This is a genomic window from Kineosporia sp. R_H_3 (assembly GCF_002198675.1).
In the GTDB taxonomy this organism is placed as follows: Bacteria; Actinomycetota; Actinomycetes; order Actinomycetales; family Kineosporiaceae; genus R-H-3.
In genome coordinates, this window is record NZ_MWLL01000143.1 from 1 (window position 1) to 12730 (window position 12730).

Here is a 12730-nt window from a genome sequence, read left to right on the forward strand (position 1 = left end):
CCCGGCCTGCAGGTCGTGCACCGGCATCGACCCGTCCGAGACCACGTGAGCAGCAGGCACCGCGGCGTCCGGCTCACCGCCGGGCACCTCGCCCTCTGTCTGCTCGTCGCTGCTCACGAGAACAACACTAGGGACGGGGTCCGACAGTCTGTCCCCTGCGAGACCCGTTCCCGCAGAACAACTTTGCGTGACAGTTCGCTACTCGTCCGACCCCGTGCGCGCCTTCACCGGACCGCCGGATCCCTGACCGGCAACCGCAGCAGAACCGCGGCGAGCTCTGCGTTACGCCGGACGAACGGCTCCCAGGCGTCGGGGCAGGTGACCGGGGCCGCCGGACGGTCGCACACCTGCTGCTCCCACCCGTCGAGCCGCCCGGCCCGCACCCGGAACGACACGAGCACCCCGTCGGACCAGCCGCTCAGGGCGAGGTCGCCGCCTCCGTCGACCGTGACCCGTTGCGGCGCGACGACCCAGTCGACCGCGGCGAGCTCCTCCTGCAGCCTGGCCGCGACCTCGAACTGCTCGTGCGCGACGGCGGCGTCCCGGCGGGCCAGCAGGTCGGCGCGGACGGCGGCCACGGCGGCGGGCTCCCGGTGCAGGACGGCGGACACGGCGTCGACGAGGTCGGGCAGCCGGGCGTGGTCGACGCCGCGCAGCCTCGCCATCTCGCGCTCGGAGCCGCTGAGCGTGCGGCCCGCGTACGCGAGCGGGTGCACCCGGTGCAGCGCGGAGACGGCGAGCCGGGCCTGGCCGCCGCCGAGGTACGGGCCGAAGCAGACGACGTCCGGGCCGGACGACGGCAGGTGCACCGCCTCCAGACCGGGCGACCGCGGGGACGTCGTGAGCCTCAGGTACGTCGGGATCTCCAGCCCGCCGCGGGCCCGGTTCCACCGCGGCAGCCGGCGTTCGAGCAGGTTGCGCTCGACCCAGGCCGCCTCGTGCTCGGACGCGCACACGAGCGCCTCGACGGCGACGACCTGCGGCACCATCCGGCGCAGCCGCGGGCGGTCCCGCAGGGCACCCCAGTACGACGCCACCCGGCGGCGCAGGTCGCCGGCCCGCCCGACGTAGAGCACCCGGCCGGCCTCGTCGCGGAAACGGTAGGTGCCGGGCTCCGCGGGCAGCGCCGCCACGACGTCCGGTCGTGCGCCCATCAGCGGTCACGCGCCGGCGGCCCGAGCGGGAGCGTCACGACGGCCCGGGTCCCCCCGCCGGGTGCCTCCTCGACCGACGCCGTCCCGCCGTGCGCGGACGCCGCGTCCGCGACGATCGCCAGGCCCAGCCCGCTGCCCGGCAGCGACCGGGCGTCGTCCGCGCGCCAGAACCGCTCGAAGACGTCGGTGCGGTGCTCGGCCGCGATGCCGGGCCCCTCGTCGTCCACCGTCAGCCGGACGGCGTCGGGCCCGCCCGGCTCCAGCCGCACCGACACCGTCGACGCCGGCGGCGAGAACTTCACCGCGTTGTCAAGGAGGTTCACCACCGCCCGCTCGAGCGAGACGGCGTCCGCATCGGCGAGCGTGCACGGCACCAGGTCGGCCGCGACGGTGCGGTCGCCCGCGCGGCGCCGGGCCCGCTCGACGGCGGTGACGACGACCTCGTCCAGGCGCACCTCCGCGCGCGGCCGCGCCGGCTCGTCGTGGGAGAGGACGACGAGCTCGGAGACGAGGCCGGAGAGCTCGTCGAGCTGACCCGTGACGTCGGCGAGGAGCGCCTCGCGGTGGGCCGCCGGCAGCGCCCGCCCGGTGCGCTCGCTGCGGACGAGGAGGTCGAGGTTGGCACGCAGGCTGGTCAGCGGCGTCCGCAACTCGTGCCCCGCGTCCGAGATGAGCCGGGCCTGCCGGGAGCGGGCGTCCGCGAGCGCCGAGGTCATGGCGGTGAACGCGGTCGCGAGCCGGCCGACCTCGTCCTCGGCGGGCACGTCGGGCACCTCGACCCGCACCGTGAGGTCCTGCGTGCGGGCGATCGTCTCGGCGGCGTCGGCGAGCGCCCGCACGGGCCGCAACCCGTTGCGGGTCACGGCGTACCCGGCGAGGACGGCGAGCAGCGCACCGGGCAGCCCGATGACGAGCAGCGTCAGCCAGAGCCGTTGCGCGAGCACGCCGAAGTCGGTGAGGTCACCGCCGACGCGGGCGGTCCAGCCGTTGTCGAGCGGGCGGCTGAGCACGAGCACCGGCTGGCCGAACTCCCCGCGGACCGCGGGCAGCGAGGAACCGGTGATCATCCGGAGTCGGCCCGGCATCGGCTCGGCGACGGTGAGGTCCGGGGCACCGTCCGCCCGGCAGACCGTGCCGTCGGGCGCGGTGAGCTGCACGAGCACCTGGCGCCGGCCGCTCAGCGCGACCGGCGCCTGCGTCGTCACGGTCTCGCAGAACGTCGTCGCGTCGGTCGTCACCCCGACCGGGAGCCGCTCCAGGGCGTTCGCGACCGCCTGCAGCTGGTCCTCGACCTGCGAGACGGTGGTCCGGGCGGCGACCACGACGACCGCTCCGCCCGCGACGAGGAAGAACCCGAACCCGGTGACCGCCGTCCGCAGCGCGAGCCGGGCCAGCAGCGACCGGGGCCGCCCGAGCCGCCTCACACCGACGTCCCGCTGCCGCTGCCGCTGCCGTTCGCGGGCCGGACGACGTACCCGACACCGCGCACCGTGTGCAGCAGCCGCGGCCGCCCGCCCGCCTCGGTCTTGCGCCGCACGTACCCGACGTAGACCTCGAGGGTGTTCGAGCCCGGGTCGAAGTCGTAGCCCCACACCTCGGCGAGGATCTGCGCCCGGGTGAGCACCTGGCGCGGGTGGAGCATGAGGTACTCGAGGAGCTCGTACTCGGTGCGGGTCAACGGGACCGGCTCACCGGCCCGGGTCACCTCGCGCGCCGCGGTGTCCATCCGGAGGTCGTCGACGACGAGCACCCTGCCGCCCTCGGCCGTCGCCCCGGCCCGGCGCAGCAGCGCGCGGACCCGGGCGAACAGCTCCTCGAGGGCGAACGGCTTGGGCAGGTAGTCGTCCGCGCCGGCGTCGAGGCCGCGGACCCGGTCGCCCGTCGACTCCCGGGCCGTGAGCATGAGCACGGGGACGCCGTCCCCGGCCGCCCGCAGCCGCCGGCAGACCTCGAGGCCGTCGACCTTGGGGAGCCCGAGGTCGAGGAGCACGAGGTCCGGCCGGTGCGTCGCCACCGCCGCGAGCCCGGCCTCGCCGTCCGTCGCCGAGACGACGGTGTAGCCCTCGAACTCCAGGCTGCGCTCGAGGCTGGCCCGCACGGCGGGGTCGTCCTCGACGACGAGCACCAACATGCTGGCCATCCTCGCGGGTGCGGGCGGGTCGCGGCGGGAGGTCAGGCCGTGACGTCGCGGCGGGCGAAGGACGCGGCCGCGGCGCCGGCACTGACGAGCAGGTACCCGCCGGCGGTGAGGAGGGCCGCCGCGAGGGTCACCTCGGCGGTCCCGTTCGACGCGATGGCCGAGAGCAGCTGGCCGGGCAGCCAGCGGGCCGAGCCGTCGACGGTGCCGGCGATGATCGTCTCGACGAGGAAGAGCCAGCCGAAGCCGACGGCGACGGCGGGGATCGACGCCCGCATGAGGATGCCGAGCGCGCTGCCCAGCGTCGCGTAGCCGGCGGTCGCGAGCGCGACCTCGCCGATGGTCCGCACCGAGTCGGTGAGGCCGTCCGCGGTGAACCACGCGGTCGTGTCGACGCCTTGGCCGGAGGCGAGCGCGGACGCGACCCCGGCGGCGACGACCGCCGCGGCGAGGACCGCCCCGACGCTGAACGTGACGATCGCGGCCCAGGTGCCGGCGAGCCACCGGGAACGGTGCGGCTGCCGGATGAGCAGGTTGCGCAGGGTGCCGGTCGTGTACTCGCCGGCGATCGCGGCGGCGGCCACGCAGAGCGCGATGATGCCGAACAGGCCCACGGCGCCGCTGAGCCCGGCGAGCAGCCCGGACGCCTGGGAGAGGCTCTCGACCGTCGCCCCGCCGCCCGGCCTCGGTGGCCCGTCGGCCGCGGGCGCGGCGTCGGCGAAGACGAACGTCAGGGTCGTGACGAGGGCGGTGACGGCCGCGGTGGCGGCGTACGTGCCCCACAGCAGGGCGGGCCGGCGGAGCTTGGTCCAGGCGGCGAGGAAGGATCCGTACATGGGAGGTCTCCTGAGGAAGGCGTGGACGTGGGAAGGCGTGGACGTGGGAGGGCGTGGGAGCTGTTGCGGGGCAGGCGGTCCGGAGCGCGGGCTCAGCGGACGTCGCCGCTCCCCGCACCGGTGAGGGAGAAGAAGGCGTCCTCGAGGGTCGGGCGCTCGAGCTCGAGCCGGGTGAGGACGACGCCCACGCCGTGCGCACGCCGGTTCAGCTCGGCGGCGCGGGCGAACGCCTCGCCGTCCGGCGTCCCCGCGGCCAGCGGCACGGTGACCTCGCCGCCGGCGCTCGTCGCGGGCCAGTCGAGCGCGGCGGCGACGTCGGCGAGCACGTCGGCGTCCTCCGGCCGCTCGGTGCGCAGGACGATCCGCGGGTGCTGGGTCGCGACGAGGTCGGCGACGGAGCCCTGGAACACCAGCCGGCCCCGGCGGATCATCACGAGGTGGTCGGCGACCTGCTCGACCTCGGCGAGCAGGTGGCTCGACACGAGGACCGTCATGCCCTCGTCGCGGAAGCTCGCGAGCAGCTCGCGCATCTGGGCGATGCCGGCCGGGTCGAGGCCGTTCGTCGGCTCGTCGAGGACGAGCAGCCGCGGCTGCGGCAGCAGCGCCGCGGCGATGCCGAGCCGCTGCTTCATCCCGAGGCTGTACGAGCGGAACGCGTCGTCGCCGCGGGCGCCGAGGCCGACCCGCTCGAGCACCTGAGGCACCCGCGCGGTCGGCAGCCCGCCGACCCTGGCGAGGACGAGCAGGTTGTCCCGCCCGCTGAGCGCCGGGGTGAACGCGGGCCCCTCGATCATCGCGCCGACCGAGCCGAGGTAGCGGGCCGGGTGCGCGAGCGGCTCGCCGAGCACGGTGCCGCTGCCGGACGTCGGCCGTACGAGGCCGAGCAGCATCCGGATCGTCGTGGTCTTGCCGGCGCCGTTCGGGCCCACGAACCCGGAGACCACCCCCGCGGGGACCTCGAGGTCGAGCGCGTCGACGACGGTCCGGCCGCCGTAGGTCTTGGTGAGGCCGGTCGTTCGGACGGCGGCGGTCGCCGCGGGGCCGGGCGCCGCGGCCGTCGGGCGGGGATCGGTGTCGACGAGCGTCATGGTTCCTCCTGGTGGGCTGCCCCCGGCGTCGCGGGGGAGGCGGTCTTCCAGGAGGTTGGTTCCCGGACCTGAGAGCCGGGTAAGACCGGTGCCGCACAGATCGTGAGAACGGCTCAGGGTGAGGACGCTCGGCGTGAGAGCGGCTCACCGGGAGGACCCTCAGCCGTCGAGCAGCCCCCGGGCGAGCGCCGACGCGAGGCTCGGCGCGGCCGGCAGCCGGGGGATCAGGGTCGCCTGCAGCGCGTGGTAGACGTCCGGCTTGCCCTCCCAGACGGCGGACGACGGCCGCCCCTGCGGGTCGAGCTCGTGCCACCACGAGCCGCCCGCGCGGTCGACGACCTGCGTCGCGACGTGGTCCCACCACGTCTCGTACCAGGCGCCGTACTCCGGCTCCCCGGTCACCCGGGCCAGCGTCGCCGCGGCCCCGACCGCCTCGGCGGCCACCCAGTGCATCCGCTCCCGGACGACGGGGACGCCGTCCCAGCCGTGGGTGTAGACGAAGCCGGGGTGCCCGTCGACGGCCCAGCCGTGCGTCGTCGCGGCGGCGAACAGGCCGCGGGCGGCCTCGCGCAGCCACGCCGGTGCCCCCGCCCGGTCGGGGTCCCGGTCGGCCGCCGCGTCGAGCGCGGCGTCGAGGTGGAGCAGGAGCCGCGACCACTCCAGGCCGTGCCCGACCGTCACGCCGTACGGCCGGAACTGGTCGGCCGGCGTCTCGGCGTTGTACTCGAGCAACGGTTGCCAGCCGGCGTCGAAGTGCTCGGGGATCATCCAGCCCGTCGTCCGGGCGAGACGCATGACCTTGTCCGCGACCCGCAGCGCCTGGTCGAGCCGGCCCGGGTCGGCGGTGACGTCCGCGGCCGCGAGCAGGGCCTCGACGAGGTGCATGTTCGCGTTGACGCCCCGGTACGGGTCGGCCGCCGTCCAGGCCCGGTCGTAGGAGTCGACGACCATCCCGTCGTCCGCCCGCCAGAACCGCTCGTCGACGACCCGCAGGGCCTCGGTGAGCAGCGCCTGCGCTCCGGCTGCTCCTGCGAGGACGGCCGAGGAGGTCCCGAGGACGACGAACGCGTGCCCGTACGCCTCCTTGGCGTCCGAGACCGGCCCGTCGTCGTCCGCGCTCGCGAACCAGCCGCCGTGCGCGTCGTCGCGGAGCATCCCGGTGAGCGCCGCGACCCCGTGCGCGACGAGCGGTCGGCAGCCCGGCCGGCCGAGGAGCGTCCCGAGGGCGAAGACGTGCGTCATCCGGCACGTGATCCACAGGTGGACCGGGTGCGCCGGGTCGGGCCTGCCCTGCGTGTCGAGCCACCCGAACCCGCCGGCCGGACGGCGCGACGCCCGGGCGAAGTCGAGCAGCCGGTCCGTCTCGGCCTCGAGCCAGCGGGAGTGCGCGGGCCGGTTCAGCCACGTCATGGCGGGTGGTTCTCCTCGTCCGTCCGGTGGCCCTCGGGGCCGGTCGGCGCTCACGGTAGTGCCCGTCCCGCGGCGCGGCCGGAGGGCCACGTGGCGGGACGCACCCCGGAACGTGGTGTCCTCCGGCGCAGCCGCGCGTCAAGATGAGCCCGTGACCTCCTGGCTCTCCCGGCTGCTGCGGCGGGGCGCCCCGCTGCCGCGCGGGGTGCCGGCCAGGCCGTTGTCCGCCGTCACCGTGCCGGCCGGCGCGAGAACCCGGGACCGGGCCCCGCAGGGGCCGACCCTGGACGACGGCGGGGGGCCGTGGCTGCCGCGCTGGGAGCCGCTGCCGCCGGTCCCGCCGACCCTGCCCATGGTCCGGGCGGTGCCCCCGCGCGGCGCGGCCCCGGCGCGGGACGCCGGCAGCGGGCACAACCGCCCGGTGCCGCAGCCGATCGAGGGGGCCGGCCTGCCGTGGTCCGCGGTCGGCCGGGTCGACGTCCCGGGCGGCTGGGGCAGCGGCGTCCTCGTCGGGCCGCGGCACGTGCTCACCGCGAGCCACGTCGTCGCCTGGGGCCGGGGCGGCCGGCCCGCGCCGGACCGGGCCGTCCCGGGCTGGCTGCGGTTCACCCCGGCGGCGCGCCCGGGGCGGGCGCCGCACGGCGTCGCGGACGGTGTCGCGGTGCACTACGCGCTCGCCGTCGTCCCCCCGGTCATCGAGCCGTTCGAGGAGCGCTACGACTACGCGATCTGCGTGCTCGACCGCCGGATCGGCGACGACGTCGGCTGGCTCGGCGTCCGCGGGTACCGCGACGAGTGGGACGGCGAGCCGCTGTGGACGCTCGTCGGCTACCGCGGCGCGACGGCCGCGCACGCCGAACCCGTTGCCGTGTCGGGGCTCCCGCTCGACGGGCACGACGAGCAGAGCGACGACAGCCAGGTCATGTTCCACTCCGCGGCGGTCGCCGTCGGCTCGTCCGGCGGGCCGGTCCTCGCGCAGTGGCCGGGGGAGCCGGTGCCGAGCGTCGTCGCCGTCCAGAGCTGGTCGAACGAGCACCGGTCCGGCGCCTGCGGCGGCCACCGGCTCGTCGAGCTCGTCGCGGCCGCGATCCGGGAGCATCCCTGAGCGCCGCCGAGGACCCACCCGCCGCCGGCCCGTCCGCGGTCCCGTGGCTGCGCAGGATGCGGCTGCCCGCCGCCGTGCTCGGCGTCGTCGTCGTCGCGGTGGCGACCATGGGGTTCGTCCCGCGCGGCCGCGCGCCGTCGCTCCCGTCGTCGCTGTACTCGGTGGGCGTCGGCGTGGCCGCGGACGGCGGCCGGGTGCCGCTGCCCGTCGGGAAGGACGCCGGCGAGAACCCGTTCCACCCCGGGACCCGGGTGCTGCTCCCGGCCCGGGACGCGACGCTCACCGAGATCGTCCGGGTCCGCGCACGGGCGGCGCAGGAGCAGGCCTGGCTGGCCGCCGCGTGCGTGCCCGGCGCCGGCACCCGGTTCGCCGACCTCTCCGCGACGGCCCTGCTCGACCTGCGCGTCCTGACCCTCACCGGCGGTGCCATGGTCGCCGGGTGGACCGACCGCTGGCGCTACGTCTGGCCTCGGGACGCCTCTGCCGGGGCCGCCGCGCTCGCCGTCTCCGGGCACGTCGACGACGCCGCGCAGGTCATGGCGTTCCTCGAGCGGCAGCAGCGTCGCGACGGCCGCTTCGAGGCCCGCTACCGCCCCGACGGGTCCGGCGCCCCCGACGACCGGGGCATCCAGCTCGACGGCAGCGGGTGGGCGCTCTGGGGTCTCGCCGCGGTCGCCCGGGCGACCCCGCCGCAGGACCGGGCGGGCGTCGTCGCGGCCCGGCGGGCGCTGCTCGACCGGTCCGTCGCGGCCCTGCTCCGGGTCACCTCGGACGGCCGGGAGCTGCCGCCGCCGTCACCGGACTACTGGGAGGTCCGCGAGCGCCGGGTGACCCTCGGCAGCGTCGCGCCGATGATCGCCGGGCTGCACGCGGCGTCCGAGCTCTACACGGTGCTCGGCGAGCCGGGCCGGGCCCTCCGGACGCAGGGGGCGGCCGAGCGGCTCACGGCCACGGTCCGGGACCGGTTCGCAGGCTCCGGCTACCAGCGTTACCCGGACCGCGGCGGCGCCGACAGCGCCGTGGCGATGATGATGCCGCCGTTCCAGCCGGTCGCGGACCCGCAGGTCGTCGCGGCGTTCCGGGCCGCACCGGCCCGGTTGGCCCGCCCCGGCGGCGGGCTCGCCCCGGGCGAGCAGTGGCGCGAGCAGACCGTGAGCTGGACGCCGGAGACCGCGCTGTTCGCGCTCGGGGCCGCCGCCTCGGGCGACCGGGCGGAGGCCGTGCAGCGGCTCACCTGGCTGGACTCCCGGCGGACGCCGCTCGGCTCGCTGCCCGAGAAGGTGCTCGCCGACGGCCGCCCGGCCGGCGTCGCGCCGCTCGCCTGGACCGCCGCGCTCGTGCTCCTCACGCTGCACGAGCTCGACGGGACCGCGGGGACGGGCTGCACCGCCGGGGGCTGAGCGGACGGTCGGGCCGCTGCGAGGGTCAGGCCCGCCGGGCCGGCAGCGCGAGCCGGTCGAGGTCGCGGACGGCGACCACCTCGAGGTCCGCGCCGGCCGCCCGGACCGCGCGCCGGGCCTCGACGGCGAACTGCTCGACGTCGTCCCCGTAGCGGCGGGAGAAGTGGGTCAGCGCGAGCAGCCGGGCCCCCGCCGCGACGGCGATCTCGGCGGCCTGCCGGGCCGTGAGGTGCCCGTACGCCGCGGCGAGGTCGGCGTCGACGTCGAGGTACGTGCTCTCGCAGAGCAGGACGTCGACGTCGCGGGCGATCTCGACGGCCCCGGCGCACACCCGGGTGTCCATGACGACGGCGACCGACTGCCCGCGGCGCGGCTGCGTCACCTCGTCGAGGAGCACGACCCGGTTGCCGATCGCGATCTCCCCGGTCTCGGCGAGCCGGCCGACGTCCGGTCCCGAGATCCCGAGCGCCACGAGCCGCTCGGGTCGGAAGGTCACGCCGTCCGGCTCCTCGACCCGGTACCCGACCGCCGGGATCCGGTGGTCCAGCGCGGCCGCCGTGAGCACCCATTCGCTGCCGCCGGCGAGCCCGCGGGCCTGGACGCCGTCCGACTCGACGGGCACCTCGACCGCAGGCACCGGCCCGGCCGGGGCCCCGGCGTGCCGCAGCACCCGGACGTCGCGCAACGAGGCGGCGGGGAAGTGCAGCACCGCCGGCCCCGGGGCGTCGTCGACGGCCCGCCGCGCGAGGACCCCCGGCAGGCCGAGGCTGTGGTCGCCGTGCAGGTGCGTCAGGCAGATCCGGTCGACCGACGCCGCGCTCACGCCCGCGAGGAGCAGCTGGCGCTGGGTGCCCTCGCCCGGGTCGAAGAGGATCGTCAGGCCGTCCCACCGCAGGACGTAGCCGTTGTGGTTGCGGGTTCGCGTCGGGACCTGCGATGCCGTGCCGAGGATGACCAGCTCGCGGGAGGACACCGGGGCACACTAGCCGGGGCGCCCCGGCGGCGGCATAGGCTGCGCGTCGTGGCAGTCCTGCTCAGTCTCGACGGCGTCAGCCGCAGCTACGGCGACCGGGTCGTGCTGCACCCGGTGAGCCTCGACGTCGCGGCGGGCGAGTGCGTGGCCCTGCTCGGCATCAACGGCTCCGGCAAGTCGACGCTGCTGCGGATCGCCGCGGGGCGCGACAAGCCGTCGTCCGGCACGGTGACGTTCGACGGGCACGTCCTCGACGAGGAGGACCTGCACGCGCGGGCCCGGATCGCCGTCGTCGGGGACGTCGCCGCCACCTACCCCGACCTCACCGTCCGCGAGCACCTCATGCTCGTCGCGGTCTCGCACGGCGTCGGCGACGAGGCCGCCGCCTGGGTCGACTGGGCCCTCGAGGACCGCCACCTCGTCGACAAGGCGGACGCGCTGCCGTCGTCGCTGTCCTCCGGGCAGCACCAGGCGATGCTCCTGGCGTCCGCGCTCGTCCGCCCGCGCGACCTGCTCGTGCTCGACGAGCCGGAGCAGCGGCTCGACCCCGGCGCCCGGGGCCGGCTCGCGGACCGGCTCTCCGCCGAGCGCGAGGACGGCACCGCCGTCCTCCTCGCGACCCACCACCGCGAGCTGGCGCGCGCGGTCGCCGACCGGGTCGTCGTGCTCGAGGACGGCCTGGTGCTCGCGGAGGGGACCCCGGACGACGTCTTCGCCGACGGCCGATGACGCACGCCGCCGACCGCCCCGCGCCGGGCTCCGACGAGCCGGACGAGGACGACCTCCCCGCGCGCGAGGACCCGTACTGGGACGACCTCACCGCGGAGACGTTCGCCTTCCTGCGCCGGCTGCGGGCCGCCGAGCGCCGCCGCAAGATCGGCAGCGCCGCGTACACGGCGTACGTGGCCCTCGTCGTCGCGCTCGTCTACGTCGTGCCGTACGTCTGGTACGCGCTCGTGCAGCCCGTCCCCGTGGCCTCGGAGCGGACGGCACCGGCCTGGGCGCTCGCGGGCGTCGGGCTGGGGATGCTCGTGCTCGTCGGGTTCCTCCGGGACGGCGGGTGGCGCGGGCCGGCCGTGGTCGACCGCCCGACGGCCGCCTGGCTGCTGCCGTCGCCGACCCACCGCAGGGCGCTGCTCGTGCCGCGCTGGCGGACGGCGCTCGCGCTCGGGGCGGCGTCCGGCGTCGTCGTCGGGGGCCTGCTCGGCATCGTCGGCCGGGTCGTCTCCGGCGGGACGGCCGGGGAGGTCGCGGCCGGGGGTGCCGTCGCCGGGTTGCTGCTCGGGGCCGGCGGGACGGCGCTCGGCGGGGTCGCGGAGACCACGCGGCGCCCGCTGCGCCGGGCCGCGCTGCTGTGGGTCGCGCCGGGTGTCGTCCTCGGGGCCGCGGTGCTCGCGGCGCGGGCCGGCCGTGGCGGGGCGCAGGACTCTCTCGCCGGCGGCGGGGTCGGCGTCGACGGGGTCGTCGCCGCGGTGCTGCTGTGGAGCGGGCCGTGGGGCTGGGCGGTCCAGCCGCTCGTCGCGGCGCTGCCCGGGCGGGCACCGGGCGGCGTCGACGCGCTGTGGCCCGCCGGGCTCGTGCTCGCCCTGCTCGCGACCGCGCTGCTCGTCCGGCACGTCGACGGCCGGGTCGCGACCCTCGAGGCCCGGACGCTGCGCGACCGCGCCGACGCGGTCGCCCTCGTCGGGGCCTCGATCCTCTCGCTCCAGCCGCGCCGGGCCCGGCTCACCGTGCTCGCCGCGCAGGGCCACGCGCCGTCCACCCGGGTGCGGCTGGCGGTGCCGCGGCAGCGCTGGCTCGTCGGGCCGTGGCGGGACGCGACGGCCCTGCTCCGGGCGCCGTCCCGGCTCGTGTGGTCGGTGCTGTGGCTGGTCGCCGCCGTGGCCCTGCTCGCGGCCTCCTGGCGGGCCGGGGTCGGCCCGCTCGACCCGGCCCTGCTCCCGCGGACGGCGGAACGCGCCCGGCTCGGGGAGAAGGTGCTCCTCGGTGTGCCCGGGCTCGTCGCGCTCTACCTGTCGGCCGCCCAGCTCGCGGAGCCGGCCCGGCTCGACGCGGACGACGTCCGCCGGCTGCGGATCCGCCCCACCGCCGCGACCCGGCAGGCGCTGGCGCACGCCGTCGTCCCGGTCGTGGTCCTCGCCGTGCTGCTCGTCGCGGCGCTGCTCGTCACGTGGGGGCTCACCGGGGTCACTCCCTGGGCCGGGGCGTCCGGCGTGTTCTCCGGCGGCGGGGCGGACGGCGTGGCGGTGCTGCCGTTCGACACGTCCGTCGTCCGGATGGGGCTCGTGGCCGCGCTGCCTGCGCTGCCGGTCATGGTCGGTGCGGCCCTCGTCAGCGCCTACCGCGGCGACGCGCCGCTCACCCTGCTCGCGTCGGGTGCCGGCTCGCCGATGGGCGACCCGGGGCCGGCGTCGCTGCTCGCCTGGTACGCCCGGGCGCCGATCGTCGCCGTCCTCCTGCTCGTGCCGACCCTGCTCGGCTGGTCGGTGGCGGGCACCGTGACGGCGGTCGGTGCGGTCGCCATGCTCTCGTGGGCGGGCATCCGCGCCGAGGCGATGCTCCGGGCCTGACCTGACCCGACCGGACCTGAGCGGATCTGACCGGACCTGACCGGACCTGACCGGACC

General features: G+C 77.3%; 11 protein-coding genes. 4 read left to right on the forward strand and 7 right to left on the reverse strand.

Translation table 11 applies throughout. The annotated features are described in order from the left end of the window. Positions 1-224: 224 nt before the first annotated feature. The 6 genes from ECOMGDLI_RS14380 to ECOMGDLI_RS14405 all read right to left on the reverse strand — a co-directional run bounded on the left by ECOMGDLI_RS14380 (position 225) and on the right by ECOMGDLI_RS14405 (position 6625). On the reverse strand, positions 225-1154 hold the full coding sequence (locus ECOMGDLI_RS14380) for a hypothetical protein (RefSeq protein ID WP_143447712.1): 930 nt from the start codon (positions 1152-1154) through the stop codon (positions 225-227). Next, positions 1154-2578, reverse strand: coding sequence for a HAMP domain-containing sensor histidine kinase (locus tag ECOMGDLI_RS14385; protein ID WP_088317517.1), 1425 nt, complete (start codon positions 2576-2578; stop codon positions 1154-1156). Before ECOMGDLI_RS14385 ends, ECOMGDLI_RS14380 begins: the two co-directional genes overlap by 1 nt. Continuing rightward, positions 2575-3294 (reverse strand): response regulator transcription factor, encoded by a 720-nt coding sequence (locus ECOMGDLI_RS14390; protein WP_088317518.1) that lies wholly within the window; start codon positions 3292-3294, stop codon positions 2575-2577. Before ECOMGDLI_RS14390 ends, ECOMGDLI_RS14385 begins: the two co-directional genes overlap by 4 nt. Before the next feature lie 32 nt (positions 3295-3326). Next, on the reverse strand, positions 3327-4127 hold the full coding sequence (locus tag ECOMGDLI_RS14395) for an ABC transporter permease (protein ID WP_088317519.1): 801 nt from the start codon (positions 4125-4127) through the stop codon (positions 3327-3329). A gap of 92 nt (positions 4128-4219) precedes the next feature. Then, positions 4220-5215: an ABC transporter ATP-binding protein gene (locus ECOMGDLI_RS14400; RefSeq protein WP_088317520.1), complete on the reverse strand. Its 996-nt coding sequence runs from the start codon at positions 5213-5215 to the stop codon at positions 4220-4222. A 159-nt stretch (positions 5216-5374) separates the two neighbouring features. Beyond that, the gene (locus ECOMGDLI_RS14405) at positions 5375-6625 is read right to left on the reverse strand and encodes an AGE family epimerase/isomerase (protein ID WP_088317521.1); all 1251 of its coding nucleotides are present in this window, start codon (positions 6623-6625) and stop codon (positions 5375-5377) included. Positions 6626-6776: 151 nt separating this feature from the next. On the opposite strand from ECOMGDLI_RS14405, the gene ECOMGDLI_RS14410 reads away from it, so the two are divergent. Both ECOMGDLI_RS14410 and ECOMGDLI_RS14415 read left to right on the forward strand, forming a co-directional pair. Beyond that, positions 6777-7730, forward strand: coding sequence for a serine protease (locus ECOMGDLI_RS14410; RefSeq protein ID WP_158221006.1), 954 nt, complete (start codon positions 6777-6779; stop codon positions 7728-7730). Between the two features lie 56 nt (positions 7731-7786). Next, positions 7787-9130: a glycoside hydrolase family 15 gene (locus tag ECOMGDLI_RS14415; protein WP_088317523.1), complete on the forward strand. Its 1344-nt coding sequence runs from the start codon at positions 7787-7789 to the stop codon at positions 9128-9130. A 25-nt stretch (positions 9131-9155) separates the two neighbouring features. Here the strand turns inward: ECOMGDLI_RS14415 and ECOMGDLI_RS14420 are convergent, their stop codons facing one another. Further along, positions 9156-10103 (reverse strand): MBL fold metallo-hydrolase, encoded by a 948-nt coding sequence (locus ECOMGDLI_RS14420; protein WP_088317524.1) that lies wholly within the window; start codon positions 10101-10103, stop codon positions 9156-9158. A gap of 57 nt (positions 10104-10160) precedes the next feature. On the opposite strand from ECOMGDLI_RS14420, the gene ECOMGDLI_RS14425 reads away from it, so the two are divergent. Together ECOMGDLI_RS14425 and ECOMGDLI_RS14430 are read left to right on the forward strand one after the other, a co-directional pair. Further along, on the forward strand, positions 10161-10832 hold the full coding sequence (locus tag ECOMGDLI_RS14425) for an ABC transporter ATP-binding protein (RefSeq protein WP_369812750.1): 672 nt from the start codon (positions 10161-10163) through the stop codon (positions 10830-10832). After that, positions 10829-12673: a hypothetical protein gene (locus ECOMGDLI_RS14430; RefSeq protein WP_088317525.1), complete on the forward strand. Its 1845-nt coding sequence runs from the start codon at positions 10829-10831 to the stop codon at positions 12671-12673. Before ECOMGDLI_RS14425 ends, ECOMGDLI_RS14430 begins: the two co-directional genes overlap by 4 nt. The last annotated feature ends 57 nt before the right edge of the window (positions 12674-12730 follow it).